Annotated in this window: 28 protein-coding genes; 17 read left to right on the top strand and 11 right to left on the bottom strand. The window is 67.2% G+C overall.

The features are described from left to right. Positions 1-264 precede the first annotated feature (264 nt). Positions 265-1,047 (top strand): alpha/beta fold hydrolase, encoded by a 783-nt coding sequence (locus tag ACJ4V0_RS13145; RefSeq protein ID WP_448300036.1) that lies wholly within the window; start codon positions 265-267, stop codon positions 1,045-1,047. 126 nt (positions 1,048-1,173) lie between these two features. Further along, a complete protein-coding gene (locus ACJ4V0_RS13150) occupies positions 1,174-1,989 on the top strand; it encodes a DUF72 domain-containing protein (protein WP_448300037.1) in 816 nt (271 codons plus the stop codon). Positions 1,990-1,994: 5 nt separating this feature from the next. Here the strand turns inward: ACJ4V0_RS13150 and upp are convergent, their stop codons facing one another. The 4 genes from upp to ACJ4V0_RS13170 all read right to left on the bottom strand — a co-directional run bounded on the left by upp (position 1,995) and on the right by ACJ4V0_RS13170 (position 7,323). Beyond that, complete coding sequence (gene upp, locus ACJ4V0_RS13155; protein ID WP_448300038.1) at positions 1,995-2,624, bottom strand: uracil phosphoribosyltransferase; 630 nt, start codon at positions 2,622-2,624, stop codon at positions 1,995-1,997. Positions 2,625-2,658: 34 nt separating this feature from the next. After that, positions 2,659-3,897 (bottom strand): DUF1688 family protein, encoded by a 1,239-nt coding sequence (locus tag ACJ4V0_RS13160; protein ID WP_448300039.1) that lies wholly within the window; start codon positions 3,895-3,897, stop codon positions 2,659-2,661. A gap of 253 nt (positions 3,898-4,150) precedes the next feature. Continuing rightward, entirely contained in the window at positions 4,151-5,404 is a 1,254-nt protein-coding gene (locus tag ACJ4V0_RS13165) for a GTP cyclohydrolase II (RefSeq protein ID WP_448300040.1), read from the bottom strand. An 89-nt stretch (positions 5,405-5,493) separates the two neighbouring features. Further along, positions 5,494-7,323 (bottom strand): cation:proton antiporter domain-containing protein, encoded by a 1,830-nt coding sequence (locus tag ACJ4V0_RS13170; protein ID WP_448300041.1) that lies wholly within the window; start codon positions 7,321-7,323, stop codon positions 5,494-5,496. 708 nt (positions 7,324-8,031) lie between these two features. Between ACJ4V0_RS13170 and ACJ4V0_RS13175 the strand changes: the two genes are divergently transcribed. The 6 genes from ACJ4V0_RS13175 (at position 8,032) to ACJ4V0_RS13200 (ending at position 12,150) form a co-directional block, all read left to right on the top strand. Next, a complete protein-coding gene (locus tag ACJ4V0_RS13175; protein ID WP_448300042.1) occupies positions 8,032-9,177 on the top strand; it encodes a type III PLP-dependent enzyme in 1,146 nt (381 codons plus the stop codon). Between the two features lie 120 nt (positions 9,178-9,297). Then, positions 9,298-9,894, top strand: a complete 597-nt coding sequence (locus tag ACJ4V0_RS13180) for a GNAT family N-acetyltransferase (RefSeq protein WP_448300043.1) — start codon at positions 9,298-9,300, stop codon at positions 9,892-9,894. A 103-nt stretch (positions 9,895-9,997) separates the two neighbouring features. Continuing rightward, entirely contained in the window at positions 9,998-10,330 is a 333-nt protein-coding gene (locus ACJ4V0_RS13185) for a hypothetical protein (protein WP_448300044.1), read from the top strand. A gap of 130 nt (positions 10,331-10,460) precedes the next feature. Next, positions 10,461-10,925: an Lrp/AsnC family transcriptional regulator gene (locus ACJ4V0_RS13190; RefSeq protein WP_448300045.1), complete on the top strand. Its 465-nt coding sequence runs from the start codon at positions 10,461-10,463 to the stop codon at positions 10,923-10,925. Positions 10,926-10,927: 2 nt separating this feature from the next. Continuing rightward, positions 10,928-11,317 carry a RidA family protein gene (locus tag ACJ4V0_RS13195; protein WP_448300046.1) on the top strand — a complete coding sequence of 130 codons (390 nt, stop codon included), beginning with the start codon at positions 10,928-10,930 and terminating at the stop codon, positions 11,315-11,317. Positions 11,318-11,343: 26 nt separating this feature from the next. Further along, the gene (locus tag ACJ4V0_RS13200; RefSeq protein WP_448300047.1) at positions 11,344-12,150 is read left to right on the top strand and encodes a creatininase family protein; all 807 of its coding nucleotides are present in this window, start codon (positions 11,344-11,346) and stop codon (positions 12,148-12,150) included. A gap of 16 nt (positions 12,151-12,166) precedes the next feature. Here the strand turns inward: ACJ4V0_RS13200 and ACJ4V0_RS13205 are convergent, their stop codons facing one another. After that, positions 12,167-12,688: a DedA family protein gene (locus ACJ4V0_RS13205; RefSeq protein ID WP_448300048.1), complete on the bottom strand. Its 522-nt coding sequence runs from the start codon at positions 12,686-12,688 to the stop codon at positions 12,167-12,169. A 151-nt stretch (positions 12,689-12,839) separates the two neighbouring features. Between ACJ4V0_RS13205 and ACJ4V0_RS13210 the strand changes: the two genes are divergently transcribed. Continuing rightward, on the top strand, positions 12,840-13,811 hold the full coding sequence (locus ACJ4V0_RS13210) for a phosphoribosylaminoimidazolesuccinocarboxamide synthase (protein ID WP_448300049.1): 972 nt from the start codon (positions 12,840-12,842) through the stop codon (positions 13,809-13,811). Between the two features lie 3 nt (positions 13,812-13,814). On the opposite strand, the gene ACJ4V0_RS13215 is transcribed toward ACJ4V0_RS13210, so the two are convergent. Together ACJ4V0_RS13215 and ACJ4V0_RS13220 are read right to left on the bottom strand one after the other, a co-directional pair. Further along, entirely contained in the window at positions 13,815-14,891 is a 1,077-nt protein-coding gene (locus tag ACJ4V0_RS13215) for a transketolase family protein (RefSeq protein WP_448300050.1), read from the bottom strand. A 10-nt stretch (positions 14,892-14,901) separates the two neighbouring features. After that, on the bottom strand, positions 14,902-15,756 hold the full coding sequence (locus ACJ4V0_RS13220; RefSeq protein WP_448300051.1) for a transketolase: 855 nt from the start codon (positions 15,754-15,756) through the stop codon (positions 14,902-14,904). Between the two features lie 252 nt (positions 15,757-16,008). On the opposite strand from ACJ4V0_RS13220, the gene ACJ4V0_RS13225 reads away from it, so the two are divergent. After that, positions 16,009-16,491, top strand: coding sequence for a nuclear transport factor 2 family protein (locus tag ACJ4V0_RS13225; RefSeq protein WP_448300052.1), 483 nt, complete (start codon positions 16,009-16,011; stop codon positions 16,489-16,491). Here the strand turns inward: ACJ4V0_RS13225 and ACJ4V0_RS13230 are convergent. From ACJ4V0_RS13230 to ACJ4V0_RS13240, 3 genes are all read right to left on the bottom strand, one after another. Further along, positions 16,488-17,111: a 2,3-bisphosphoglycerate-dependent phosphoglycerate mutase gene (locus ACJ4V0_RS13230; protein ID WP_448300053.1), complete on the bottom strand. Its 624-nt coding sequence runs from the start codon at positions 17,109-17,111 to the stop codon at positions 16,488-16,490. The two genes, ACJ4V0_RS13225 and ACJ4V0_RS13230, sit on opposite strands and share 4 nt — an antisense overlap. A gap of 19 nt (positions 17,112-17,130) precedes the next feature. Next, positions 17,131-17,937 (bottom strand): 4-hydroxy-tetrahydrodipicolinate reductase, encoded by an 807-nt coding sequence (gene dapB, locus ACJ4V0_RS13235; RefSeq protein WP_448300054.1) that lies wholly within the window; start codon positions 17,935-17,937, stop codon positions 17,131-17,133. 71 nt (positions 17,938-18,008) lie between these two features. Continuing rightward, on the bottom strand, positions 18,009-19,241 hold the full coding sequence (locus ACJ4V0_RS13240; RefSeq protein ID WP_448300055.1) for a M20 family metallo-hydrolase: 1,233 nt from the start codon (positions 19,239-19,241) through the stop codon (positions 18,009-18,011). Between the two features lie 187 nt (positions 19,242-19,428). On the opposite strand from ACJ4V0_RS13240, the gene ACJ4V0_RS13245 reads away from it, so the two are divergent. Then, positions 19,429-20,076: a DUF1007 family protein gene (locus ACJ4V0_RS13245; RefSeq protein ID WP_448300056.1), complete on the top strand. Its 648-nt coding sequence runs from the start codon at positions 19,429-19,431 to the stop codon at positions 20,074-20,076. Continuing rightward, positions 20,073-21,047: a nickel/cobalt transporter gene (locus tag ACJ4V0_RS13250; RefSeq protein ID WP_448300057.1), complete on the top strand. Its 975-nt coding sequence runs from the start codon at positions 20,073-20,075 to the stop codon at positions 21,045-21,047. Before ACJ4V0_RS13245 ends, ACJ4V0_RS13250 begins: the two co-directional genes overlap by 4 nt. Positions 21,048-21,152: 105 nt before the next feature. Here ACJ4V0_RS13250 and ACJ4V0_RS13255 read toward each other — a convergent pair whose 3' ends face one another. Continuing rightward, complete coding sequence (locus ACJ4V0_RS13255; RefSeq protein WP_448300239.1) at positions 21,153-21,677, bottom strand: GcrA family cell cycle regulator; 525 nt, start codon at positions 21,675-21,677, stop codon at positions 21,153-21,155. A 465-nt stretch (positions 21,678-22,142) separates the two neighbouring features. Between ACJ4V0_RS13255 and ACJ4V0_RS13260 the strand changes: the two genes are divergently transcribed. From ACJ4V0_RS13260 to arsJ, 5 genes are read left to right on the top strand one after another with little or no spacing between them, the layout of a single operon-like run. Continuing rightward, positions 22,143-22,496 (top strand): ArsR/SmtB family transcription factor, encoded by a 354-nt coding sequence (locus ACJ4V0_RS13260; protein ID WP_448300058.1) that lies wholly within the window; start codon positions 22,143-22,145, stop codon positions 22,494-22,496. Beyond that, positions 22,493-23,035, top strand: a complete 543-nt coding sequence (locus ACJ4V0_RS13265; protein ID WP_448300059.1) for an arsenate reductase ArsC — start codon at positions 22,493-22,495, stop codon at positions 23,033-23,035. The genes ACJ4V0_RS13260 and ACJ4V0_RS13265 overlap by 4 nt, the downstream gene beginning before the upstream one ends. A 4-nt stretch (positions 23,036-23,039) precedes the next feature. Then, positions 23,040-24,107, top strand: a complete 1,068-nt coding sequence (gene arsB, locus ACJ4V0_RS13270) for an ACR3 family arsenite efflux transporter (protein WP_448300060.1) — start codon at positions 23,040-23,042, stop codon at positions 24,105-24,107. Positions 24,108-24,138: 31 nt separating this feature from the next. Beyond that, the gene (locus ACJ4V0_RS13275) at positions 24,139-25,182 is read left to right on the top strand and encodes an ArsJ-associated glyceraldehyde-3-phosphate dehydrogenase (protein WP_448300061.1); all 1,044 of its coding nucleotides are present in this window, start codon (positions 24,139-24,141) and stop codon (positions 25,180-25,182) included. 1 nt (position 25,183) lies between these two features. Beyond that, on the top strand, positions 25,184-26,446 hold the full coding sequence (gene arsJ / locus ACJ4V0_RS13280; RefSeq protein ID WP_448300062.1) for an organoarsenical effux MFS transporter ArsJ: 1,263 nt from the start codon (positions 25,184-25,186) through the stop codon (positions 26,444-26,446). Positions 26,447-26,517 lie beyond the last annotated feature (71 nt).

Here is a 26,517-nt window from a genome sequence, read left to right on the forward strand (position 1 = left end):
ACGACGGCGACGCCCCGTCTCGACAATCTCAAGCCGCCCAAAGGCACTGTGCGTATGGCTGTCCATACCGACAGTGCTCAACGATTTGCCTCAACTCCCGCAAGGTGGCCTTCGCCGGATGCGTACGTCATTGTCGTCGTCATGGCAGCTCTTGTCAGCGCCGCCTACCGGAGGGATCTGCGGCGGGCCCAACTCGCGCTGCACGGCGCGAAACGGATGATAACCGGAACCGGCCCAATCGAGTATGCTGAGTGTGGAGAGGGCATGGCAGTGCTGTCCGTCCACGGTGCGGGAGGCGGCTTCGATCAGGGGCTCGCCAATGCGGCGGCCTTTCTCGGTAGCGGCTACCGGATCGTCGCTCCATCGCGCTCCGGCTATCTCGGAACGCCCCTTGCTCCCGGCGACGATCCCGACGGTGAGGCCAGCGCGCATGCAGCCCTCCTCGCGCACCTCGAGATTGAAAGCGCTGTGGTGATCGGCGCCTCTACTGGGGCGCGGTCGGCCCTCGATCTGACAATCCTCCATCCAAACCGGGTCCGCGCGCTGGTCCTCGTCGTCCCCGCAACCCTGTCACCGGACGATCCTGTCGCCATCGATCCGAGCCCGGCCAGTGCGCTCGCCTTCCGGGTCGTCAATATCGGCGGCGACTTCCTGTGGTGGGCCGGGTCACGGCTGGCGCCCCTGCGGCTCCTGCGCTTCCTCGGCGTCGATCCCGCCGTTTTCGCGCGGGTCGGACCGCTCGAACAGGCGCGTGCGCTGCGCATGCTGCGTGAGCTGCTGCCGCTGTCCCGCCGCGTTCACGGCATCAACAGGGACAGCAGGCCCGACCTCAGGGAGCGCGACCTTGCGGCGATCCGGGCGCCGACGCTGATCGTCGCCGCCGAAGACGACCTGTTCAACACCCTGCCCGCCGCGCGCCATTTGGCGAGGGCCATTCCGCAGGCGGAACTGATCGTCTATCCGGCAGGTGGCCATCTCCTGCTCGGCTGCGACTTCGAGCCGATCCGGGATTTCGTCGGGCGCTCGGGTCGTGGGCCGCGCGATTGACGGCGGGCACGCCGCGCGGCGGCCATCCACCTTTCGCCGACCGCGCGCCGGGTCCATCGTCTGTCTGCTCCTGACACGCATCCGCCGGTCGTCATGGCAGTATGTCCTCCTGTCGGGGAGAGCATCATGAACGTCACAGGCGATATCCGGGTGGGCATCGGCGGCTGGACCTTCGAGCCTTGGCGCGGCGTGTTCTACCCGGACCGGCTACCGCAGAAGCAGGAACTCGCCTTCGCCAGCCGGAAGGTCACGGCGATCGAGATCAACGGCACCTTCTACGGTTCGCAGAAGCCGGAGAGCTTCGCGAAATGGCATGACGAGACGCCGGACGATTTTGTCTTCTCGCTGAAGGGTCCGCGTTTCACCACCAACCGGCGCGTCCTTGCGGAGGCGGGAGAGTCGGTGAACCGGTTCGTCGCCAGTGGGATCGCGCGGCTGAAGGCGAAGCTCGGGCCGATCAACTGGCAGATGGCCGCGACCAAGACGTTCCAGCCGGAAGATTTCGAGGCCTTTCTGGCGTTGCTGCCGCGGGAGGCCGATGGGTTGGCGCTGCGTCACGTCGTCGAGGTGCGGCATGCGAGCTTCATGGTGCCGGAGTTCGTCGGTCTGTTGCGCCGATATGGCGTAGGCGCCGTCTTCGCCGACGAGCCGGACTATCCCCACTTCTTCGATCCGACGGCCGATTTTGTCTATCTGCGCCTGCAATGCGCGCAGGAGGCGGAGCCAGTGGGCTACGCGCCGGAGGTGCTCGACGCCTGGGCCCGCCGCGCGTCGATCTGGGCATCGGGCGGTATCCCCGACGATCTGCCGCGGATCGACGGCGGCGCCGTCATTCCGCAGCAGCCGCGCGACGTCTTCATCTTCATGATCAACGGCCACAAGCCGAAGGCGCCGGCGGCTGCCATGGCGCTGATCGCGCGGCTGAACGGGCCGGATGCCTGATCGGGCTACTTCGTTCCGAACATCCGGTCGCCGGCGTCGCCGAGACCCGGAACGATATAGCCATGGTCGTTCAGATGGCTGTCGATGGACGCCGTCCAGATGGCGACTTCGGGATGGTGGGCGTGGAACTTGGCGACGCCCTCCGGCGCGGCCAGAAGGCAGACGAAGCGCAGGTTGGTGACCCCGCGCTCCTTCAGCCGCTCGACGGCGGCAATCGCCGAATTGGCGGTTGCGAGCATGGGGTCCATGACGATGACGAGGCGGTCGGCGACGTCCTCGGGCGCCTTGAAATAATACTCCACGGCGGTGAGCGTCGCAGGATCCCGATAAAGGCCGATATGGGCGACGCGGGCCGAAGGCACCAGTTCCAGCATGCCGTCGACGAAGCCGAGGCCGGCGCGCAGGATCGGTGCGAAGACCAGCTTCTTGCCGCCGATCTGCGGCGCCATCATGGTCTGCAGCGGCGTCTCGATCTCCGTCATTTCCAGCGGCAGGTCGCGCGTCACCTCGTAGCACAGGAGCATGCCGATCTCATGGAGGAGCTGGCGGAAGCCCTTGGTGGAGCGGTTCTTGTCGCGCATCAGGGTGAGCTTGTGCTGCACCAGCGGATGATCGACCACGGTCACTTTGTTCATTCGCCCCTCCAGGCGCTGGCTGTATCGCTTCAGCTTAGAAGACGGTGCCGTCGCTGACGACCCGGATCGGCGGACCGCCATCGGCGCGCCTTTCGCGGGCGAGGCACCGCCCGGCAGACCAGGTGCCGCCCTCCAGCACCCGTGCCAGCGGGAAGGCCGCGGCGGTGAGCCCGAGCCGCTCGCGCACCAGCGGCGCGATGGCGTCGAGCAGGGCGACGGTGAGGCCGCGCCACTCCACGACGAGCGGGCTGTCGACCGTATTGTTGGCCCCGGCCATGGCCGGATCGCGCAGAGCGATGACACCCGTGTCGACGAAGAGGCCGCCGTTGCGATATTCGGGCAGGCCGGTCAGCCCGTCGACATGGGTCACGGTGAGGCCGGCGCTCTCCAGCGGCTCGATGAGCGAGTAGGAAAGCCATTGCGACAGCTTGTGGAACGGGATCAGCCCGTCCGAGGCGTCGCCGGCGCGGATGAGGGGATGGTGCCAGCAGTCGCCGAGGGCGATGCCGCCCAGCATCACCCGGCTCGGCCAGATCAGCCCGAGATGGGCGAGGACCGCCGCGAGGATATCGGTCGCCGGCAGCTTTCCGTCATCCGCCCTCGCCGTGAGATAGTCGAAAAGGCCACCGGGTCGTGGCGTGTCGTGCATGGCGAAGATGGCGGGCGCGGCGGCCGCGACATCGCCGAGCCGCGCAAGCAGGGCGGCGCGGCCATCGAGCCCGACCAGCGGGTTGTCAGGACCGACCTGGAAGCCCCGCGCGATGTCGTTGGCGGTGAGTGCGGCGAGACGCGCCGCATTGGCGCGCGGGCTCACCCCGTCGTCGGCGAAGGCGCCGGCGGCGAACATCCTGAGCGAGGCGACGGCGAGCCCTTCCGACTTCGAGAGTTCGGTGCCGGTGGGCGCGTCGCGATAGCGCCAGCCCATGCCGGCGCCAGCATCGAGCAGCACGGAGACGATGGCGAGGTCGAAGGCCGTGCGGCCGCGCTCGGCGGGATCTGCGATGCCTGTCAGAAGCTCTGCGCCGAGATCGCGTCCGCCGGCGACGAAGTGGCGCCAGCGGGCATGAAAGGGGATGACGAGGTCGGGATAGTTCGCCCGGATCACCTCGACGACGACATCGGCGGTGGCCGGCAGGTGGTCCATGTCCACGGTGAAGGCGGTGAGTGTCCCCTCGATGCCGAGATCGAGCATCTTGGCCGAGCGTTCGCGAACGGCGGAGGCGGTGAGAAGAGACCGCGCCGCACGCGGCGCGTCGAGCATTGCGAAGGCCATTACGGCGTCTCCGGCATGAATGGCAGGGCAGCATTGGCCCTGCATGAATGAAGTGCGTCCTTCGAGGCTCGCCCTTGGCGGGCTCGCTCCTCAGGATGAGGAGGGCTGTGGCTTGCGCCTCCGTGGGGACGCGAGAACCTCAAAGCCACGTTCGGGCGACATATGCCACGCGCCTCCCTCCTCATCCTGAGGTGCGAGGGCGCGAGCCCGAGCCTCGAAGGACGCACTCCGGTCTTGCAGGGGCGGCCCATCGTCAGAAATCTTCGATCTTGCGGCCGACGACGCGGCTGAGGTCATCCTTCGAGGGCGCTGCCTCTGGCGTGAAGTAACCGGCGGCCTTCTTGGCCTCCATTTCGACGGAGGCATCGTCGGGAATGAGGTCGGCCGGGATCGGCACGCGCTCGACCACGTCGACGCCGGCTTCGATCAGCGCATCGTGCTTCATGTTCGACATGGACATGAAACGGTCGATGCGGCGGATGCCGAGCCAGTGCATGACGTCGGGCATGAGCTGCTGGAAACGCGCGTCCTGCACGCCGGCGACGCATTCGGTGCGCTCGAAATAGGTGGAGGCCTGGTCGCCGCCCTCCTGGCGCTTGCGGGCATTGTAGACGAGGAACTTGGTCACCTCGCCGAGGGCGCGGCCTTCCTTGCGGTTGTAGGCGATGAAGCCGACGCCGCCCGCCTGGGCGTCGCGGGCGGCCTCCTCGATGCCGTGTACCAGGTAGGGCCGGCAGGTGCAGATGTCGGAGCCGAAGACGTCGGAGCCGTTGCACTCGTCGTGCAGGCGCCCGGAGATGAACGTCCCGGGGTCACCGAGTTTCGCCACGTTACCGAAGAGATAGACGGTGATGTTGCCGATCGGCGGCAGGAAGACCGAGATGTCCGGCCGTGTCACCAGTTCCGGATACATGCCGCCGGTCTGCTCGAAGAGGGTGCGGCGCAGGTTGGTCTCCGACGTGCCGAAACGCTCTGCGATGCCGGGGAGGTACCACACCGGATCGATGGCGATCTTCACGCAGGCGATGTCGCCGCTGTCGCGAACGATGGTGCCATCGACCTTCAGGCGCTTGCCGATGTCGTCCTTCAGCTCGGGCAGCGTCAGCCGCGCCTTGGTGATGGCGATGGAGGGGCGGATGTCAACGCCCTCTGCGATGTCACGCCGGAAGGCTTCGCCGACGAGATGGCCGAACGGGTCCATGGAGACGATGCGCCCCGGTTCCGACCATTGCGGGAAGGGGCCGATATCGACGACGGGATGGGTGTTGGTGAGGTCGGGTCGCTGGATCGGATTGAGCGCGCCGGCCGAGACTGCGAGCGCCCGGTAGAGGGCATAGGAGCCGCCATGGGTGCCGATGGCGTTGCGGTCGGGCCCGGCATTGACGGTGGCGACCACCGGCCCTCGCTCCACGGGGCTAGGTGCCCCCCAGTTGATCTTGAAGCGCGACGCCGTGCCGGCGCCGGGATGCGAGGTCAGCCTGATGTGACCCGACTTGTTGACGCTCATCCTGTCCTCGATGCCGAAAGGCCCTGCGGAACGGATACGGCCCCCCGTCCGGTGTGGCGGAGGGCCGTCAGTGAGCAATTGAGCATGGCTCAGCTTTTCGCCGCAGGCAAGGGCTGGCGGCGCGCACCCGATTCCGGGTGGCTGGAGCGCACGGCGTTGCGCACGCGCGTCTCGTCGACGCCGGCCTCCTGGAGCTCCCTGCGGAAGACATCGCGGCGCTCGTGGACGGAGGCGATGACCTTGCCGGCCGGCACGCCGAGATCGAAGAGCACAGCCTCGGAGAGCTGCAGGCTCGCCTCGATCGTCTCCGGCACGGCGTCGGTGACCCCGAGCCCGTAGAGCTTCTTGGCGTGGTCGGCGTCGCGGGCGCGGGCGATGATGGTGAGGTCGGGATTGAGGGCGCGGGCGATCTGGGCGATCTCGTCGAGCGCGCCCTCGGTGTGCAGCGTCAGGACGAGGGAGGCGGCGTCGCGGATGCCGCATTGCTCGAGGAAGGCCTGGTTGTTGGCGTCACCGAAGTAGACGTCGTGCCCTTGCCGCCTGAGGCTGGCGATCTCGCGCGGGTCGCTGTCGACCGCGATGAACGACACCTTGTGCCGCGCCAGCATCTCGCAGACGAGTTGGCCGACCCGGCCAAAGCCCACCACGATGACGCGCTTGCCGCTTGCTGTCGGCGGGGTAACCGCGAGCTCCGGATCAGGGGCCGCCTTCGTCTCGATGCGCCGGGCGATCCAGCCTCCGATGCGGTCGAGCAGCGGCACGGTCGCCATGCTGATCGCCGTCATGGTGGTGATGAAGGCCGCCGTCTCCGCGCTGACGACGCCGCTCGCCGTGGCCTGCCCCATGGTGACGAAGGCGAATTCGCCGGCGGGGCCCAGCAGCAGGGCCGTGCGGATCGCCACGAGCCAGCTCAGGCCGAAGGCGCGGACGAGTGGAACGATGATGACGATCTTCAGCGCGATCAGCGCAGCGACGGCGAGGGCATAGCTGCCGGGCCGGCCGAAAAGGGCCGGCAGATCGATCGACAACCCGACCGAGAAAAAGAAGGCGCCAAGCAGGATGCCCTTGAACGGCTGCAGCGTCGCCTCGATGGCGCGGCGGTATTCGGTCTCGGCGATGAGCAGGCCCGCGACGAAGGCGCCGAGGGCCATCGACACACCGAAGGCTGCGGTGACGACGGCGGTGCCGACCGCGATGAGGACTGCCGCCGCCATGAACACCTGCGGTTCATGCAGCGCGGCCACCTGGCGGAGGAAGGGTCGCAGGATCGTGCGTCCGACCAGCACCACCAGCGCGACGGCAAGGAAGCCCTGGCCGATGGCGATGGCGAGACCCATCACCACCGATCCCTCGCCGCGCTGGGAAAAGGCCCCGATGAGGAAAAGGAGGGGGATGACGGCCAGATCCTGCATGAGCAGGATGGCGAAGGTGGTGCGGCCGCTGGTGGTCGCCAGCCGCTTCTGCTCGGCGAGATGTTCGACGACCACGGCGGTCGAGGAGAGGGCCAGCGCGCCACCGATCAGGATGGCGGCGGCCACAGGCAGGCCGACCCAGGTGGCGGCGAGGGCGATGACGGTGGCGGTGATCATCACCTGCAGCGATCCGAGGCCGAGGACCAGCTTCTTCATCCGCGTCAGGCGCTCGTAGGAGAGCTCGAGGCCGATGAGAAAGAGCAGGAAGACCACGCCCAGTTCGGCATAGGTCGCCATCTGCTTCGTATCGGCCACCGTGACCCAGTTCAGCCAAGGATAGGTCGGCGCCAGGCTGCCGAGCGCGAAGGGGCCCACCAGCGTTCCAATTCCCAGGAAGGCGAGGGCGGGGCTGATGCCGATGCGCTTGAGGACCGGCACCGTGACGGCCGTGGACGCCAGAATGATCAGGACGTCCTTGTAGGCGGCAAGATCGACCGCAGCGGCCATGCGCGTTGGGTTCCCGGGGCAGGGCGCGGGGGTCGATGTGCCCCCCGGCCGGCCAGACGCCAAACTAGCCGCTCGTGCGGCGATTTGTCCACGCGGACGGACTGTAGCCGGCCAAAATGAACAGGTGTTAAGCCGATGGCCGGCCAAGCAAATTTTCTTGAATGCGTGGGGCGAAATTCTCTTGCGCCCCGGGCGGATTCTGCTATCTACGGCCCTGCCCAATTTCGCACGTGCCTGTGGTTGCGTGCCGGTTGGTGGGCATCCGGACAAGAGGCCGGACAGCCGCCCGAAGACTTGGGAATGCGCCGGGACCTACCGGGCCGTGTTCCAGGGGCGTCGCAAGACGCGGGGTCTTCGATACCTAACCGGCAGCCGGAGGCAAACCGGCGAACCCTGCCCTCCGCAGGGGACGCGACTTGAAGCAACGACGATCGGGCTTTTTTGGTCTCAGCTGGTGTCCAGAGCCAGCTACCGAAGAGGCTTGTTCTTCTTGCCGGCCGTGCGGAGCGGGATGTCCCCAATCCAATCGAAGGCGTCTTTTGCTCTGACGGGTGTCCATCCCGGCTGCGGAAGAGATGTCTCGGCGAACGTCATCGGGTTGCCGACGTCACCGGTGTTCCGTCTCCACAGCGGATCCGGGAAGCGAACGCGACCCATGGGTTCAACCCTTTGCTGGTCCTCGCGAGAGAGGGCTGGGGGGACATTGTCATGACCGACCGTATCCGCGAATTCCTCCGCAACCGATCCGACGACGGCCCGATCATGGTCGTCGATCTCGAGGTCGTCGCCGCAAACTTCGCCAAGTTCGCCCGGGCGCTTCCCGACACGCGCGTGTTCTACGCCGTGAAGGCCAATCCCGCGCCGGAAATCCTCAACCTTCTCGCCGAGATGGGCTCGTGCTTCGACTGCGCTTCCGTGGTCGAGATCGAGCAGGCCCTGGCGACGGGCGCATCGGCCGACCGCATCTCCTTCGGCAACACGATCAAGAAGGAGAAGGACATCGCGCGCGCCCTGCAGTACGGCGTGCGCCTGTTCGCCGTCGACTGTGAGCCCGAGGTCGAGAAGATCGCCCGCCAGGCCGAGATCATCGGCGCCAGGGACGTCAAGGTCTTCTGCCGCTTCCTGCAGGACTGCGAGGGCGCCGAGTGGCCGCTCTCCCGCAAGTTCGGCTGCGCGGCGGAGATGGCTCCGCGCGTCCTCGAGCATGCGCACCGTCTGGGCCTGCAGGCCTACGGCCTGTCGTTCCATGTCGGCTCGCAGCAGACGAACATGGGCGCCTGGGACCAGGCGCTGACCACCGCCTCCTCGATCTTCGCCACGCTCGCCGAGCGCGGCATCGAGCTGAAGATGGTCAACATGGGCGGCGGCTTCCCGACCCGGTACCTCAAGGACGTTCCGGCGGCGGAAGCCTATGGCGCGGCCATCTTCGAGGCGCTGACCAAGCATTTCGGCAACCGTCTTCCGGAAACGATCATCGAGCCGGGTCGAGGCATGGTCGGCAATGCCGGCATCATCGAGTCCGAGGTCGTGCTCATCTCGAAGAAGTCGGACGACGACGAGGTGCGCTGGGTCTATCTCGATATCGGCAAGTTCCACGGTCTTGCCGAGACCATGGACGAGGCGATCCGCTATCCGATCCGCACGGATCGCGATGGCGACGAGACGGCCCCCTGCGTGCTGGCTGGCCCGACCTGCGATTCGGTCGACGTCATGTACGAGAAGAAGCCCTACGACCTGCCCGTGTCGCTCTCCATCGGCGACAAGGTGCTGATCGAGGCCACGGGTGCCTACACCACGACCTACTCCACGGTCGGCTTCAACGGCTTCGCGCCGCTGGCGAGCGTCTGCATCTGACGCTCCTCATCCCGCCCGGGTGACCGGGCGGGCGTCCCCAAGCAAACCGTCCCGACCGGCCGAGACCTTCCGTCTCGGTACGAGGGCTGTCGTCTCTCTCGACCGAGAAGGACCGCGGCCATGACCGTGCATGTCTCCCTCCAGAACCACGCATTCGCCCCCGCCGATCCGATCATCGTCTGCGACGAGCAGCTGCGCCATGTCGAGGCGCGCGAGATGCTGCTCGACGCCGCCTTCGGCGCTGACCGATTCGCCAAGACGTCCGAGCGCCTGCGCGAGGGTCGCCTGCCGGCGGACGGCCTGGCGCTGGTCGCCCTCGCGGGCGGGCGTCTGGTTGGCACGGTGCGCCTGTGGGACGTCACGCTCGGGCCCGATTGCCCGGCGCTGCTGCTCGGTCCGCTGGCCGTCGACGGCACGATCCGCGCGGCCGGCATCGGCGGGCTGCTGATGCGCGAGGCGATCGAGCGGGCGCGGGACGAGGGCCATCGCGCCATCATCCTCGTTGGCGATGAGCCCTATTACCGGCGCTTTGGCTTCGCGACCGCGAAGATGGAGCGCCTGTGGATGCCGGGACCGGTGGAGCGGTCGCGGTTTCTCGGGATGGAACTGGTTCCCGGCGCACTGGACGGCGCGCGGGGGCTGGTCAGCCCGACGGGTGTCGAGGCGCCGCGTTGGCAAAGTCTGGAACTTGCCGAAGCCTGGCGCATTGCTGCCTGAGGAAGCGATGCGTGCCGGTCACAGTTCCTCAATCTGTGACCGGCATGCTCTCGACCGGGACGCGACACACGGCTAGAGTTCGTCGACGCATCGGGAGCACCACATGATCCGCCAGTTCGCCATCGGCCTCGTCGCAGCGACCGCCGTCTTCGCGGTTGAGGCCGCCGTGCATCAGGCCGAGGCGCAGCAGCGCCGTCGGGCCGTTCCCGAGGTGCGCGTTTCGCGGCCGAGCTGGCTGATCACCCCGAAGGTGTCCTTCCCCGGCGACCGGCTCGGCATGCGCCCCGATATGATCCACTCGCCCTATTCCGCGACCGGCGAGCCGGTCGCAATGTCCTCCAGCATGCGTGGCGTCGCGGGACCGGACCGGTTCTGGGGCGCGCCTGCCTACACGGTCAACTGGCCCTGGCCGGCAGCCTTCTACGCCGGAAACTGATCCCACGCGGTAGTCTGTTCGCCGGACGTTGCGCGGCCGGCGTGTATAAGACCCTTGTCTTGCTCGCCATGGGCGCGCGGAGCGGCTACATCTCCTCCGAAGATCAGTCCCCATAGAAGGGATTTCCGGGATGGACGATACTGACCGCCGCATTCTTTCGGTCCTGCAGACCGACGCATCGCTTTCGATCGCGGAGGTCGCCTCGCGATCCGGCCTGTCGACGACGCCGGCGTGGAAGCGCATCCAGAAGCTGGAGGCCGAAGGGATCATCAAGGGGCGCGTGGCGCTGCTCGACCCGAAGAAGCTCGGCCTCGGACTCACCGTCTTTGTTTCGGTCGAGACAGCCGACCATTCGGAGGGCTGGCTCGCCCGCTTCGCCGAGGTCGTCTCCGCCATGCCGGAGGTGATGGAATTCTATCGGATGGCCGGTGACGTCGACTACATGCTGCGGGTGGTCGTGGCGGACATGGACGCCTATGATGCCTTCTACAAGCGGCTGATCTCGCAGATGCCGCTGAAGAACGTCACCTCGCGCTTCGCCATGGAGCGAATCAAGCAGACGACCGCCCTGCCGATCCAGATGGGGAAGCCCTGACCATGCTCGAGAAGCTCACGCCGACGACGATGCCGGCGCCCTTCGCCAAGTACTCCCATGCGGTCGTGGTGCCGGCCGGAACGCGCATGCTGTTCTGCTCGGGACAGCTCGGCCTCGCTTCGGACGGCATCATCCCGGAGAGCGCCGAGGTGCAGGCCGATCTCTGCTTCGCCGCCATCGGCCATATGCTCGCGGCGGCCGGCATGGACATGGGCGACATCGTGCGCATCAATGCCTTCGTCACGGAGCGGGCGCACATGGCCGGCTACATGGCCTCGCGCGACCGCCATGTGGCCAGCCCGCCGCCCGCCTCGACGCTGATGATTGTCTCGGGCTTCACGAAGCCGGAATTCAAGGTCGAGGTCGAGGTGGTGGCCGCGAAGGCGGGCTGACGCCATCGAAGCGGGGAGGCGCGATCATGCTGCCGAAACAGCTCTGGGTGGAAATGACCACCGAGGAGTTCCGCTCCTCCGATACATCGCCCTGGATCGCCGTGCTGCCGATCGCGGCGGTGGAGCAGCACGGACCGCATCTCGCCGTCGCCGTCGACACGGTGATCGCCGAGGGCAATATTCAGGCGGTGCGCGACATCCTGCCGAAGGGCCTGCCGGTGACCTTCCTGCCGACGGTCTGGATGGGCAAGTCGGACGAGCACATCGCCTTTCCCGGCACCCTCACCATTTCCGCTGAAACGCAGATCCGCCTCCTGAACGAGATCGGCGACAGCGTGGCGCGGGCGGGGGTGAAGAAGCTCGTCCTTGCCAATTCCCACGGAGGCAATGTTGCGACGATGGAGATCGTCGCGCGGGATCTTCGCCGCCGCCACGGCATGTTCACTGTCCAGTGCTCCTGGCATCGGCTCGGCTCGCCCACGGGCCTTTTCTCGGAGTCCGAGCAGACGCACGGCATCCATGGCGGCGAGATCGAGACCTCGCAGATGCTGCATTTCCGCCGCGACCTCGTGCACATGGCGAAGGCGCGCGACTTCGTCTCCGCCGCTGTGGTGATGGAGCAGCGCTACCGGCACCTGAGGGCGACGCAGCGCGTCTCGTTCGGATGGATGAGCGAGGACCTCTCCACGGCCGGGGCGATGGGCAATGCGGCGGCGGCAACGCCGGCGAGCGGCCGGGAGCAGACCGAGTTCACGGCGAAGGCCTTCGTCGAGCTTCTGCAGGACGTCCACGCCTTCCCGGTGGACCTTCTGGGGACGGCGACGCTCGCCTGAGGCGGGCCTGCCGCGATCAGTGCAGGAAGGGCAGGTATTTGCCGAGAAAGTTGCCGGGGGCCAGCAGCGCGCCGGCCCAGATGAAGGCCGAGAGGACATTGGCGATCTGGAACTTCCACTGCGACATGGCCAGCATGCCGGCGACCAGCGGCACGGCGGCGCGCAGGGGTCCCGAGAACCGGCCGATGAAGATGGCCCAGACGCCCCATTTCTCGAAGAAGGCATGGCCCTTGGGCAGCATGTCGGGGTGTCGCGACAGCGGCCAGATCGTCGCGATGCGGTCCTTGAAATAATAGCCGAACCAGTAGGAGACGGCGTCTCCCAGCGTCGCGCCCATCGCAGCGGCGAGGAGGATCGGCCAGAACGGGATGCCGGCCGAACCGATTAGCGGGCCGAAGGCGACGATCATCGCCCAGGCCGGCACGATCAGCGACAGCACGGCGAGCGATTCGGCGAAGCACAGTGCGAAGATGATGGCGGGAGCCCAGGCCTGATTGGCTTTGACGAACTCGATGACCGGGGTGACGTAGGCTTCCATGCATCTCACGCTGCGGAAAGAAAGGCCCGAGAGCCAAGACGATCGCGCCCCTCGGGTCAAGCATGGTGGCGGTGGACAATCGTCGCGGACCGTCGACGGCCCACGTGTGCGGCGATAAAGGAGGGGCAAGGGCTTACTGGAGGGCGACGCGATGGACATCGACACGTTGCGGGCGAACGCGAACCGCGTCCTCGACGACGCGACCATTCCGGAACTGCCGAACCACTACCGCGGCAAGGTGCGCGACAACTACGACCTCGCTGACGGCAGCCGCGTCATCATCGCCACCGACCGGATCAGCGCCTTCGACCGCATTCTCGCCGCCATCCCGTTCAAGGGTGAGGTGCTGACGCAGACGGCGCGCTACTGGTTCGAGGAGACGGCGGACATCTGTCCGAACCACGTCATCGCCTATCCGGACCCCAACGTGGTGGTCGGACAGCGCCTCGACATCCTTCCCGTCGAGATCGTGGTGCGCGACTATCTCGCCGGCACGACGGGAACCTCGGTCCTGACGCTCTACAGGAAGGGCCAGCGGCAGATGTACGGCATCACCCTGCCGGACGGGCTGAGGGACAACCAGCGGCTGCCCGAGCCGATCATCACGCCGACGTCGAAGGCCTTCGACGGGGGGCACGACGAGCCGCTGTCTCCCGAGCAGATCCTCGATCAGAAGCTCGTCACGCCGGACCAGTGGAAGAGGCTCACCGACTACGCCTTCGCGCTCTTCGCGCGCGGCCAGAAGCTCGCCGCCGAGCGGGGGCTGATCCTCGTCGACACCAAGTACGAATTCGGCACCGACCGCGACGGCCGCATCGTGCTGGCGGACGAGATCCATACGCCGGATTCGAGCCGCTACTGGAAGGCCGACAGCTATCCGGTGCGCTTCGCCGCGGGCGAGAAGCCCGACAGCTTCGACAAGGACTTCGTGAGGAACTGGGTGGTGGCGCGCTGCGATCCCTACAGGGATACGATTCCCGAGATCCCCGCCGACGTGATCGTCGCGACCGCGGCGGTCTATATCGAGGCCTTTGAGATGATCACCGGCAAGCGCTTCGACATCCACCCCGAGGAGGGGCGGGTGATCGACCGCATCCGCCGCAATCTCGCACGCTACTTCTGAGCCCTACCGCTTCAGCGCCTTCCGGACCGCCGCAGCAACCCCTTCGCCGTCGAGACCGTAGTGGCGGTAGAGGTGCGTCGGGGGGCCGAGCACCGAATAGGCGTCGGGCATGCCGACCTTGGTCAGGCGGGTGCCGAGGCCCTCCTCGGCGATGACCTCGGCGATCGCCGCGCCGAAGCCGCCGGTGACGTTGGCCTCCTCCGCCGAGACGATGGGGCCGCGCCTGGCGGCATCGCGCACGGCCTCAAGGTCGAGCGGCCGGATCGAGTACATGTCGACGACGGTGATCTCGATGCCTTCCTTTCTCAGGATGTCGTGGGCGTCGAGGCCGGCCTTCACCAGGTTGCCGATAGCGAGGACGGTGGCGTGGCGGCCCTCGCGCAGCGTGTTGGAGCCGCCGATACGGAAGTCGAACTCCTTGTCATAGACCACCGCCTCGCGGCCGCGTCCGGCACGGAAATAGATCGGCGCTGGGTGCCTGATGTTGGTGCGCAGCGCCGACGACAGCGCGTTTCCGTCACAGGGCGCCATCAGGGTGAGGTTCGGGATGGCCCGGAGCGCCCCGATGTCCTCGCAGCAATGGTGCGAGGTGCCATAGAAGCCCATGGCGATGCCGGAATGGGTGCCGACCATCTTCACCGGCAGGTTGGTGTAGCAGATGTCGTTGCGGATGTTCTCGACGCCCATGAGGGCGAGAAAAAACGAGTAATTCGAGATAACCGGGGTGAGCCCCATCGTGGCGAGGCCGGCTGCGGCGCCGATCATGTTCCGCTCGGCGATGCCGAAGTTGAAGTAGCGGTCGGGATATTTCTGGCCGAAGCCGATGACCTGGGTCGGGCGGCCGAGATCGGCGGTGCAGACGACGATGTCATCATGGCCGGCCTCGGCGAGTTCGATCAGGGTCCTTCCCGTCGTCAGCTGGCGTGACAGCCCGAGGGAGACAACCATGTCCCAGGAGCGCTCGTCGAAATCGTCGGTGACGGTCGATTCCGCGAGGTCGATGGTCTTCTTAAATTCCGCGGACATGTAGGCCATGCCGGGTGCGGGCGGGTTGGCGCGGTACTTCTCGCTCTGGCTCATGACGTGCTCCTCACCCGATCTCGCCGGCATCGATCTCGACATAGGCGCGCTCGATGTCCTTCGGCCCGAGGAATCCGAGGTGCCATTGCCAGGTGCCTTCCATGAACGAGACGCCCTTGCCGGCGACCGTGTAGGCGAGCACGCAAGCCGGGCGGCCGTCTGGAGCATTCAGCGCCCGGTTCAGCGCGTCGAAGGTCAAGTCGATGTCGTGGCCGTCCTTGAGCACGAAGGTGTTCCAGCCGAAGGCCTCCCACTTCTCCTTCAGCGGCTCGGAGCGCAGCGTCTGCTGCGGATCGCCGTCGGAGCCGGCGCCGTTGATGTCGACGATGCCGATGAGATTGTCGAGCCCGTAGTGGGCGCCGGCCTGCGCCGCCTCCCAGATCTGGCCCTCGTTCATCTCGCCGTCGCCCATCAGGCAGACGGCGCGGGCGGGCGAATTCTTCAGCCGCGCTCCGAGCGCCATGCCGACCGAGACGGAAAGGTTGTGGCCGATGGAGCCGGAGGAGAAGTCGATGCCCGGCACCTTCTTCATCTCGGGGTGGTCGCCGAGGAAGGAGCCCATGCGGCTGTAGGTGTCGAGCCAGTCGCCGGGAAAGAAACCGAGGTCGGCGAGCACCGGGAAGAGGCCGATGGCGGCGTGGCCCTTGCCCATGGTGAAGCGGTCGCGGTCGCCCCAGCGCGGTTCGTCCGGCCTCACGTGGAGAAGCTGATAGTAAAGCAGCGCCACGATCTCGGCCATGGAGAAGGACGAGCCGTAGTGGCCGGAGCCGCAGATGTCGGTGAGCCTCACCGTCTGGCGGCGGATGAGTTTCGCCTTGTCGCGAATGACGGATTTCGGAACGTTGCGCACGGCGCGCGACGGCATGGCGATCCTCCCGTGGCGGTCTTTTTAATCGATTTACGGAGAGCCTAGGGCAGAGGACGGGGAGACCGCAAGCCTTGCCCGCGACAGGTCCGGCAGGCGTGCGGCAAGGGCAGCCCGCCTGCCTCATCCAACGAAAGTTGCGTGATGGAATCAGCCGGGGTGGGCTATGGAGCGCATTCGCCAAGCGATTGATTTGTGTCGCCGGTGCCCCATACTTGTTTGTCATTGTTGCTCACACGGGAACCGTGCCGCATGGCATTGCACCTCGTCACCGACGAGATCGGGCTGGAGCAGAAGCTCAAGGTTGCCTACGCCGCCTGGGGACGTGGCGACGTGGTCGCGCTCTCCTCACTGTTCTGCGAGGACTGCGAGTTCACGCTCGTCGGCAATCCGGTCCTCAATCCGCATTCGGGCCTGCGGGTCGGCATCGTCGGGCTGACGGAAGTTCTCGAGCATTTCCACCAGATGTTCGAGGTCCGCGAGTTCCTCGTCGAGAACATCGTTGTCAAGGATGAGAACGCCTTCGTGCACTGGCACTCCTCGCTGCTGTTCCGGCCGAACGGGCGGGTCATCGACAGCGAGCGCTGCGACCTGATCCGGTTTCGCGGCGGTCTGATTCGCAGCATCAAGTGCTTCTACGACTCCGCCTCCATGGCGATCACGACCGGGCGGGCGCAGGTCGCGTCGGCCGATGCGCGCATGACCGCGCCACCGGCGGGACGCAAGGCGTCCTAGCCCTCCAGCACCTGCTTGCTCGCCACCGTCGTGTCGGCGTTCAGGCGGTAGATCAGCGGCACGCCTGTCTTCAGTTCCAGCGTCGGGATGGTCTTCTCGTCGAGGCGGTCCAGCACCATGGCGAGTGCCCTCAGCGAATTGCCGTGGGCGGCGACGAGGACGCGCTCGCCGCGCATCACGCGGGGCAGGATCTCCGCGACATAGTAGGGCAGGACGCGGGCGACCGTGTCCTTCAGGCTCTCGCCGCCGGGCGGCGGCACGTCATAGGAGCGGCGCCAGATGTGGACCTGCTCGTCGCCGTATTTCGCCGCCGTCTCGGCCTTGTTGAGGCCGGAGAGATCGCCATAGTCGCGCTCGTTCAGCCGCCAGTCCCTGATGGTCGGCAGGTCGGGCTGGCCAATTTCGTCAAGGATCAGCGTCAGCGTGTTCTGGGCGCGGGTCAGCGCCGAGGTGTAGGCGACGTCGAAGGACAGCCCCAGCGCCTTCAGGCCGCGGCCGGCCGTCTTCGCCTCCTCGATGCCCTTGGGCGTCAGGCCGGGGTCCTTCCAGCCGGTGAAGAGGTTCTTCAGGTTCCACTCGCTCTCGCCATGGCGGGTGAGCACGAGAAGCCGTTCGGTCATGGGTCAGGTCCTTGAGAGATCAGAAGCCGAGAACATCGGCCATGGAATAGAGCCCGGCCGGCTTGCCCCGGGCCCAGAGCGCCGCCTTCAGCGCACCACGGGCGAAGAGGGCGCGGTCTTCGGCGATGTGGGTCATCACCACGCGCTCGGTCGGTCCAGCGAAGATCACCGAGTGCTCGCCGATGACGGTGCCGCCGCGCACCGCCGCAAAGCCGATGTCGCCGCGCCTGCGGGCGCCGGTCTGGCCGTCGCGGCCGCGATCGGAGTGGTCAGCCAGGGAAATCTTCCGCCCCTTGGCTGCGGCCTCGCCGAACATCAGCGCCGTGCCGGAGGGCGCGTCGATCTTGCGGTTGTGATGCATCTCGACGACCTCGATGTCGAAGTCATCGTCGAGCGCCTCGGCAGCGCGCTTCACCAGGGCGGCGAGGAGGTTCACGCCGAGCGAGAAATTGCCCGACTTGACGATGGTGGCGATGCGCGCCGACGAGGCGATGGCATCGTTCTCGGCGTCGCTGCAACCGGTGGTGCCGCAGACATGCACCTTGCGGTGCTTGGCGGCGAGGCCCGCGATCTCCACCGACACGCGCGGGATGGTGAAGTCGATGACGGCATCGGCCTGGGCGAGGGCGGCGTCCATGTCGGAGGTGACCTGGACCAGCGCGCGTCCGGCGCCGGCGAGAAGCCCGGCATCCTCGCCGAGCGCGACATGACCGGCGGGCTCGATCGCGCCGGTGAGCTTCAATCCCGGCGCCTCCTGGACGAGACGCACCAGCACCCGGCCCATATGGCCGGCGGCACCGGCGATGACGACGCGCATGTCCGACATGGGTTCAGCTCTCCGCCGCTCGATGCGGGCGGTCTAGCAGCCGTGGTCCGCGATGAAAAGCGCGGGAATGGTCATGCTCGCGCGTCGTAGGCCAGGACGGCCTCGAGCAGCACCTGCGCGCCGAGGCCGCAATCCTCCTGGGTCGCGCTTTCCGCCTCGTTGTGGCTGAGGCCTTCGGCACAGCGCACGAAGATCATCGAACTCGGGCAGACCCGCGCCGTGTACATGGCGTCGTGACCGGCTCCCGAGGTGATCTCGCGGGCGGGCAGGCCGAGCTTCTCGGTCGCCTGGCGCACCATGGCCACGCAGGTGGCGTCGAAGGGCTGGGCGGGCGAGTCCTGCAGCGGGCTGACCTCGTAGGCCGCATCATGCCGGGTCGCCGCCTTGGCGATGGCGATCTTCGCATTCGTGACCATGGTGCTCAGCACGTCGTCCGAATGATGACGCATGTCGAGGGTGAAGCGCATCTCGCCGGGAATGATGTTGGGCGAGCCGGGAAAGGCCGAGACGATGCCGATCGTGGCGAGGCCGCCATTGTCGATGGCGATCTGGCGGATCTCGGTCGCAGCTTCCGCGAAAGCGGCCAGCGAGTCCCGGCGATAGGCCATCGGCGTCGTGCCGGCATGGCTCTCGCGCCCGGTGATGGTGCAGTTGAACCACTTGATCGCCTGAATGCCGGTGACGATGCCCACCGACAGACCCTCCTCGTCGAGGATGGGGCCCTGCTCGATATGGATCTCGAAATAGGCCTGGAAGGGGATGTGACCGGCCTTCTCGGTTCCGCGGTAGCCAATGGCCTCCAGTGCCTCGCCCTGGGTGACGCCGTCCTTGTCGGTGACCGCGTCCATCTGGTCCTGGGTATAGGCGCCGGCATAGACGGCGGAGCCGACCATGGAGGGCGAGAAGCGTGCTCCCTCCTCGTTGGTCCAGTTGACGAGGGCGATGGGGGCGTTGGTCTCGTAACCGGCCTGATGGAGGGTCTTGAGCACCTCCAGGCCGCCGAGAACGCCGAGCACGCCGTCGAACTTGCCACCCGTCGGCTGGGTGTCGAGATGGCTGCCCATGGCGATCGGCTTGCGTGCATTGTCCTTGCCGGGGCGGACCGCGATCATGTTGCCGGCCGTGTCGACGTGCACCGCGCAGCCAAGCGCCTCGCACTCGCGTCGGAACCAGTCGCGCACGCGCCGGTCCTCGTCCGACAGGGTCAGGCGGCGGATGCCGCCCTTGGGCGTGCCGCCAATCTGGGCCGTCTCCATCAGCATGTCCCAGAGCCGGCGGCTGTCGATGGTCAGGTTGGCGAGCATGGTGTCCTCGAGGCGATGTCCGGCGGGGGAAGCGGGACCATTTCATCCGGCGGGGCGGGAGGCAAGATGCCGCGGCGCAAGGGTCTTCTCCCCGCGACGCCGTGCACCTTTCGTTAACCCTGCCGGCGGCCATATCTTGGCCGTGATCGCCGCCCAATGACTGCCGCGACGATCATCAGGGTTCGCCGTGACGCCGCTCCGCATTCTCGCCGTCTGCCTCATTGCCCTCGCGGGTTTCGCGCCGCGCGCCGCGCAGGCGCATCCCCATGTCCAGGTCGAGACCGAGACGCAGCTCATCCACGATGCGGCGGGACAGGTGTCCGGCTTCGTCCATGTGTGGACCTTTGACGAGATGTATTCGAGCTTCGCCACCCAGGGGCTCGACAAGAACGGCGACGGCCAGCTCAGCCGGGAGGAACTGGCGGAACTGACCAAGGTCAATGTCGAGCATCTCGGGCAGCAGAAGTTCTTCACGGTGATGCGCCACGAGCGGCGCTACGTCTCCTTCGGCCAGGTGCGCGATGCCTGGTCCGAGGTTGTCGGCGGCAAGCTGAGGCTTCACTTCACGGTGCCGCTGGCGACGCCGTTCCAGGCGGCGGGCAAGCCTTTGACGCTCGAAGTCTATGATCCCGACTATTTCGTCGCCTTCACTCCTGCTGACGGCGAACCGATGCGGCTCGTCGGAGCGCCTTCCGGCTGCAAGCTCGACTACACGGCGCCGAAAGGAAGCAACGCCCCGGTCGGTTCTCTGTCGGAGAGCTTCTTCCAGGCGCTCGGCGCCAATGCCAATTTCGGCCAGCAGTTCGCCGGACGCTTCACGGTGACCTGCCCGTGAGGCCAACGCGGCGGATTGCGGCTGTTGTCGCCGTCGCGGCGGTGGCCGCCTGCGCCCTCCTTGCCGACCCGTCCCTCGCCCAGGCGCCGCCCTCGGCCTTTGGCGGCGCCAGGACTCCGCCGGCCACTGGTCTCTTCGGGTGGATCATCGAGCAGCAGGCCGTGTTCTACCGGCAGCTGTCGGCGGCAGTGCGCGGCATCCGCGCCGGCCATGCCGGGGCTTTCTCAACGCTCGTCGGCCTGTCGTTCCTGTATGGCGTCTTCCATGCCGCCGGGCCCGGCCACGGCAAGGCGGTGATCTCCTCCTACATCGTGGCTACCGGCGAGACCGTGCGGCGCGGCGTGACGCTGGCGGCCCTGTCGTCGCTGGTGCAGGCGCTGACCGCCATCGCGCTGGTCGGCTTCCTCGCTGCCGTCCTCGGCGTCACGGCCCGGACGATGAGCCAGGTGGTCAACTGGATCGAGCTTGCCGCCTACGGCCTCATCATCGCCATCGGCCTGAGGCTGGTCTGGCAGAAGGGCAGCGCCTTCATCGCCCGCCTTTCGGCGTGGCGGAGCGCCCGGCCGGTCGCCGGGCTCGGCTGCGACGACAGCTGCGTCCACCTGCCCGGCGCCGAGCAGGTGGCGCGGATCCATTCCTGGCGCGAGGCGCTCGCCATCATCCTCAGCGTCGGCCTGCGCCCCTGCACGGGGGCGGTGCTGGTGCTGGTCTTCGCCATGTCGCAGGGCATCGTCCAGGCGGGGGTCATCGCCACCTTCGCCATGGCGCTAGGCACGGCGATCACGGTGGCGCTGATCGCCGCGGTCGCATCGGGCGCGAAGGAGCTGGCGGTGCGGCTGGCGGCGGCGCGGCCGGGAGCCATGATGCTCGCCATGAGTGCGCTGGAGGTTGCGGCGGCAGTCGTGGTCGTCCTGTTCGGCGCGGGGCTTCTGACCGGCTATCTCGTCGTCGAGCGCATGATGCCGTTCTGACCCCTCGGGGTTAGCCCAAGAAAAACCCCTCCCTTGCGGGAGAGGGTCGTTGGGTTTCATCGCTTTTCTTGGTTTGTCGGGGCCCGCCGCCCTGAATTCGTCGGCTCAGCGTCCGCCGGACGCCTTGCGGTCGCGCCGGCGGTCGGCCACCGGCTGGTAGGCGATGCGGGCGTGATAGGCGCAGTAGGGGATGCCGGAGCCGGAACGGGCGCCGCAATAGCGGAAGTCGTCCTTGCCCGGCTCGCCGATCGGCCAGCGGCAGGAATATTCCTTCAGCTCCATGATGGTGCAGCGCTCGCCCATGGGCACGACGTTGTCGATATCCGGGAGCGGCGCGACGTCGACTGCGGGCATCAGGTCCGGCGCCGGGCGCGGCTTGAAGGCGAGGTTCGAGCGCGAGGCCGGCATGGAGGGGCGCGGCGGCGCGGAGGGCGCCGAGCGCGGGGCCTTGCGGGCCCGCGGCGCGCTGGAGGAGGGCGCCTTGGCGCGACCGGACAGACCGAGGCGGTGAACCTTGCCGATGACGGCGTTGCGGGTCACCTGTCCAAGCTCGCCGGCGATCTGGCTGGCGCTCAGACCGTCATTCCAGAGCTTCTTCAGGAGCTCGACCCGTTCATCGGTCCACTGCAACTGCTGCATGTTCCTGTCTCCTCCCGAGATGCGCTGCGGGCCTTCTGGAATCCGCAAGTGATCGCCGCCCCAAGGGAGCGCCGCTGCACTGCCGATAACCTTGTCGCGAAGGTCCGCCGCACGAGATGTCGTATGCCGACGACATGACTCTACGCTATTGATTGAATCGGCGGCAAGAGTCCGGCGAATCTCGCTTTCGTTTTCCCCAAGCGCTTCAGGGCCGTCGCGAATCCGTCCACAGCCCGTCGGCTCGTCTCGCCCGCCGATGCCTGAGTCTTACCAAGACCTTAAGGGGGGTGTTGTTTTTGAGTCACTCGTCTGGGGTCTTTTTCGGCCTTTGCCCGGAATGCTTGCCATGGGCTGAAAACAATCCGCCGGCAGTCTGGTTCCGTTGCAGGGAAAGTCTCCGGCGGCCTCAATGGGACCGTCTTGCACCCGTCATATTGAATCGATAATTCTCGATATATGGATGACATCGAGACCATCGCGGCCCTGGCTGCACTCGCCCAGCCAACCAGGCTCGCGACCTTCCGCCTGCTTGTGGCCCATGAGCCGGAGGGACTTGCCGCCGGCGAGGTCGGCCGCCGCCTCGCCGTGCCGCAGAACACCATGTCGGCGCATCTCGCGGTTCTGACCCGTGCCGGTCTGGTGCGGGGCGAACGGCACAGCCGCTCGATCGTCTATCGCGCCGATCTCGACCGCTTCCGCGCCATGACCGTGCACCTCGTCCAGGACTGTTGCGGCGGCCGGCCCGAGATCTGCGCGCCGCTCGTCGAGGATCTCTCCCCCCGCTGCTCCGCCAAGGCTCCCAGCCCATGACCACCGACCCGACGACTCCGCGCATCTTCAACGTGCTGTTCCTCTGCACCGGCAATACGGCCCGCTCGATCATGGCGGAGTCGATCCTTACAAGAGACGGCGGCGGCCGCTTTCGCGCCTTCTCTGCCGGCAGCCATCCGAGAGGCACGGTCAATCCCTTCGCGCTCAGGGTGCTCGCTTCCGCGGGCTACCCGACTGACGGCATGCGGTCGAAGAACTGGCAGGAATTTGCAGCTCCCGACGCCCCTGTCATGGATTTCGTCTTCACCGTCTGTGACGGCGCCGCAGGCGAGGCCTGTCCTGTCTGGCCGGGACAGCCGATGACGGCGCACTGGGGGATCGAGGATCCCGCGGCGGTGGAGGGCACCGACATCGCGAAGGAAACGGCCTTCGTCGCCACCTTCCGCTATCTGAAGAACCGCATCTCGGTGTTTACGGCCCTGCCGGTGGCGAGCCTCGACAGGCTGACCCTGCAGACGCGTCTCGATGCCATCGGGCGGAGCGAGGGGGCCACCGGCGACTTCCGGGCAGGGCTTTGACCGCATGACCCTGTTCGAGCGCTATCTGACCGTCTGGGTCGGCCTCTGCATCATTGTCGGCATCGCGCTCGGGCACGTGGCGCCGGGTGCGTTCCAGGCCCTTGGAGCGGCCGAGGTGGCCAAGGTCAACATCCCGATGGCGGTGCTCATCTGGTTGATGATCATCCCCATGCTCCTCCGCGTCGATTTCGCCGCCCTGTCGACCATCAGCCGACACTGGCGCGGCATCGGTGTCACGCTCTTCGTCAACTGGGCGGTGAAACCGTTCTCGATGGCCCTGCTCGGGTGGTTCTTCATCGGCTACCTGTTCCGGCCGCTGCTCCCGGAAAGCCAGATCGATTCCTACATCGCCGGCCTCATCATCCTCGCGGCCGCTCCCTGCACGGCGATGGTCTTCGTCTGGTCCAACCTGACGCGTGGCGAGCCGCTGTTCACGCTCAGCCAGGTGGCGCTCAACGACGCCATCATGATTGTCGCCTTCGCGCCCATCGTCGGCCTCCTGCTGGGGCTGTCGGCGATCACCGTTCCCTGGGCCACGCTGCTGCTGTCGGTCGGGCTCTACATTGTCATTCCGGTCATCGCGGCGCAGGTGCTGAGGGCCTGGCTGCTTCGAACCGGCGGGCAGGTCGCGGTGGACCGGCTGCTTGCGCGCCTCCAGCCGCTCTCGCTCGTGGCGTTGCTGGCGACCCTCGTCCTGCTCTTCGGCTTCCAGGGCGAGCAGATCATCGCCCAGCCGCTCGTCATCGCCCTGCTGGCGGTGCCGATCCTGATCCAGGTCTATTTCAATTCCGCGCTCGCCTATCTCCTCAACCGCGCGGCGGGAGAAGCGCATTGCGTCGCCGGACCCTCGGCCCTGATCGGGGCGAGCAACTTCTTCGAACTGGCGGTGGCAGCCGCCATCAGCCTGTTCGGCTTCAATTCCGGTGCGGCGCTCGCCACCGTCGTCGGCGTCCTCATCGAGGTGCCGGTCATGCTCTCGGTCGTGTGGATCGTGAACCGGTCGAAGGGCTGGTACGAGCGCGGCGCTGCGGTCGCCGCCCCGACCGGGCTTGCCGGCAAGGCGGACCATTGATGGACAGACGAGACTTCTGGAGCACAGCATCATGAGAGTGGGGATCAGCGGCATGGGCCGGATCGGGCGCCTGGCGCTCCGCGCCGCCATGGGAGCCGCCCATCGGGGCCTGGACGATCCGCGGGCCGGCAACCGGCTGGACATCGTCCACCTCAACGAGATCAAGGGCGGTGCGGCCACCACTGCACATCTCCTCGAATTCGACAGCGTGCAGGGGCGCTGGCGCGGCGCCATCGCGGCGGATGGCGAGGATGCTGTGACCATTGGCGGCAAGCGGATGAGCTTTTCCGCTCATGCGGCGCCCGGCGACATTCCCTGGGGCGATCTCGGCGTCGACGTGGTGCTGGAATGCACAGGCAAGTTCCTCACTCCCGCGACGCTCGAGGGGCACCTGAAGTGCGGAGCGAAACGCGTCATCGTCGCCGCACCGGTGAAGGACCCCTCGGTGCTGAACGTCGTCGTCGGGGTCAACGAACACCTCTACAATCCGGCGAAGCATCCGATCGTCACCGCGGCCTCCTGCACCACCAACTGCCTCGCCCCGGTGGTGAAGGTCGTTCATGAGGGGATCGGTATCGAGCGCGGCCAGATCACCACGATCCACGACCCGACCAACACCAATGTGGTCGTCGATGCGCCGCACAAGGACCTGCGCCGGGCGCGCTCCGCCATGCTGTCGCTGCAGCCGACCACGACCGGCAGCGCCACGGCCATCGCCCTGATCTATCCGGAGCTGAAGGGCCGGCTCGATGGCCATGCGGTGCGGGCACCGGTGCTCAACGCCTCGCTGACGGACTGTGTCTTCCAGTTGAAGCGGCCGACAACCGCGGCCGAGGTCAACGACATGTTCAAGGCCGCCGCGGCCGGCCCACTCGCCGGCATTCTCGGCTTCGAGGCGCTACCGCTGGTCTCAGCCGACTATGCCCGCGACACGCGCTCCGCCATCGTCGACGGACCGTCGACGCTGGTGACCGACGGCGTGATGCTGAAGGTCTACGCCTGGTACGACAATGAGATGGGCTACGCCTGCCGCATGGTCGATCTCGCCAACCATCTCGCCGCGGTCGGGATCTGACATGGCCCCCGTCTCCGCAGGCCTGCGCAACTACGCCATCGTCACGGCGGCCTACTGGGGCTTCACGCTGACGGACGGCGCGTTGCGCATGCTCGTCCTCTTCACCTTCTTCAAGCTCGGCTATTCGCCCTTCACCCTGGCGCTGCTGTTCCTGCTCTACGAGGCGGCGGGCATCGGCGCCAACTTCATCGGCGGCTGGCTCGCGACCCGCTACGGTATCACGCGGATGCTGACGGTGGGCCTATCGACGCAGATCGTCGGCTTCCTGCTGCTGTCCGCGATGTCGCCCGGCTGGGAGGCCGCCTTCCTCGTCGCCTGGGTGGTGGCGGCGCAGGGCGTCTGCGGCGTCGCCAAGGACCTGACCAAGACGGCCTCCAAATCGGCGATCAAGATCACCGAGAAGGAGGCGCGCAGCGCCGATGCCGGATCGGACGGGCGCCTGTTCCGCTGGGTCGCCTGGTTCACTGGCTCGAAGAACGCGATGAAGGGCGCCGGCTTCTTCCTCGGGGGCCTTCTGCTGGAGGCCTTCGGCTTTCGGCTGGCGCTCTGGCTTATGGCGGCGGCGCTCGGGCTGGTGCTTCTCGGGGTCGTGCTGTCGCTGCCCCCGATGATGGGCAAGGCCAAGGCGAGCCGCACGGCCCGCGAACTGTTCGGCAAGAGCCGCGGCGTGAACCTGCTGGCTGCGGCGCGCATCGGCCTGTTCGGGGCGCGCGATGTCTGGTTCGTCGTCGGCCTGCCTGTCTTCCTCTATGGCGCCGGCTGGACCTTCCCGATGGTTGGCGCCTTCCTGGCGGTCTGGACCATCGGCTACGGCATCGTGCAGGCCTCGGCGCCCGCTCTCGTGCGGCGCAGCCCCGACGGGCTGTCGAGCGAGGTGCCGGCGGCGCGGCTCTGGTCGTTCGGCCTGATGCTGGTGCCAGTGCTCATTGCCGCGATCCTTGCCGTCCAGCCGCCCCGTCCGGACCTGATCCTGGTCGCCGGGCTCGGCGTGTTCGGCTTCGCCTTCGCGGTCAATTCCTCGGTCCATTCCTATCTCATCCTCGCCTATGCGGGCTCCGAGAAGGCGGCCGAGGACGTGGGCTTCTACTATGCGGCCAATGCCACGGGTCGCTTCGCCGGCACGCTGCTGTCGGGGCTTCTGTTCCAGGCTGGCGGCATCCTGGGATGTCTCGCGGGGTCGGCGGCAATGCTGGCGACCTGTTGGCTGGTGACGCTCGCCCTTCCGGTGAGCCGGGATGAGCGGGCAATAGAAACAGGGCCATGACCGTCACGACTTGCCGTGAACCGGCCACCGAGAGGTCGTCGGAAAGGCAGCGCGATCCTAGCCGGCTATGC

It is taken from the genome of Phreatobacter aquiterrae, from assembly GCF_053471285.1.

Coding starts and splice junctions, on each gene's coding strand:
- ACJ4V0_RS13195 (WP_448300046.1), top strand. CDS start 10,928: ATGCTCGAGAAGCTCACGCCGACGACGATGCCGGCGCCCTTCGCCAAG.
- ACJ4V0_RS13275 (WP_448300061.1), top strand. CDS start 24,139: ATGAGAGTGGGGATCAGCGGCATGGGCCGGATCGGGCGCCTGGCGCTC.
- upp (WP_448300038.1), bottom strand. CDS start 2,624: ATGAACAAAGTGACCGTGGTCGATCATCCGCTGGTGCAGCACAAGCTC.
- ACJ4V0_RS13230 (WP_448300053.1), bottom strand. CDS start 17,111: ATGACCGAACGGCTTCTCGTGCTCACCCGCCATGGCGAGAGCGAGTGG.
- ACJ4V0_RS13150 (WP_448300037.1), top strand. CDS start 1,174: ATGAACGTCACAGGCGATATCCGGGTGGGCATCGGCGGCTGGACCTTC.
- ACJ4V0_RS13160 (WP_448300039.1), bottom strand. CDS start 3,897: ATGGCCTTCGCAATGCTCGACGCGCCGCGTGCGGCGCGGTCTCTTCTC.
- ACJ4V0_RS13145 (WP_448300036.1), top strand. CDS start 265: ATGGCAGTGCTGTCCGTCCACGGTGCGGGAGGCGGCTTCGATCAGGGG.
- ACJ4V0_RS13215 (WP_448300050.1), bottom strand. CDS start 14,891: ATGAGCCAGAGCGAGAAGTACCGCGCCAACCCGCCCGCACCCGGCATG.
- ACJ4V0_RS13170 (WP_448300041.1), bottom strand. CDS start 7,323: ATGGCCGCTGCGGTCGATCTTGCCGCCTACAAGGACGTCCTGATCATT.
- dapB (WP_448300054.1), bottom strand. CDS start 17,937: ATGTCGGACATGCGCGTCGTCATCGCCGGTGCCGCCGGCCATATGGGC.
- ACJ4V0_RS13220 (WP_448300051.1), bottom strand. CDS start 15,756: ATGCCGTCGCGCGCCGTGCGCAACGTTCCGAAATCCGTCATTCGCGAC.
- ACJ4V0_RS13190 (WP_448300045.1), top strand. CDS start 10,461: ATGGACGATACTGACCGCCGCATTCTTTCGGTCCTGCAGACCGACGCA.
- arsJ (WP_448300062.1), top strand. CDS start 25,184: ATGGCCCCCGTCTCCGCAGGCCTGCGCAACTACGCCATCGTCACGGCG.
- ACJ4V0_RS13180 (WP_448300043.1), top strand. CDS start 9,298: ATGACCGTGCATGTCTCCCTCCAGAACCACGCATTCGCCCCCGCCGAT.
- ACJ4V0_RS13210 (WP_448300049.1), top strand. CDS start 12,840: ATGGACATCGACACGTTGCGGGCGAACGCGAACCGCGTCCTCGACGAC.
- arsB (WP_448300060.1), top strand. CDS start 23,040: ATGACCCTGTTCGAGCGCTATCTGACCGTCTGGGTCGGCCTCTGCATC.
- ACJ4V0_RS13240 (WP_448300055.1), bottom strand. CDS start 19,241: ATGCTCGCCAACCTGACCATCGACAGCCGCCGGCTCTGGGACATGCTG.
- ACJ4V0_RS13175 (WP_448300042.1), top strand. CDS start 8,032: ATGACCGACCGTATCCGCGAATTCCTCCGCAACCGATCCGACGACGGC.
- ACJ4V0_RS13185 (WP_448300044.1), top strand. CDS start 9,998: ATGATCCGCCAGTTCGCCATCGGCCTCGTCGCAGCGACCGCCGTCTTC.
- ACJ4V0_RS13225 (WP_448300052.1), top strand. CDS start 16,009: ATGGCATTGCACCTCGTCACCGACGAGATCGGGCTGGAGCAGAAGCTC.
- ACJ4V0_RS13205 (WP_448300048.1), bottom strand. CDS start 12,688: ATGGAAGCCTACGTCACCCCGGTCATCGAGTTCGTCAAAGCCAATCAG.
- ACJ4V0_RS13200 (WP_448300047.1), top strand. CDS start 11,344: ATGCTGCCGAAACAGCTCTGGGTGGAAATGACCACCGAGGAGTTCCGC.
- ACJ4V0_RS13260 (WP_448300058.1), top strand. CDS start 22,143: ATGGATGACATCGAGACCATCGCGGCCCTGGCTGCACTCGCCCAGCCA.
- ACJ4V0_RS13165 (WP_448300040.1), bottom strand. CDS start 5,404: ATGAGCGTCAACAAGTCGGGTCACATCAGGCTGACCTCGCATCCCGGC.
- ACJ4V0_RS13265 (WP_448300059.1), top strand. CDS start 22,493: ATGACCACCGACCCGACGACTCCGCGCATCTTCAACGTGCTGTTCCTC.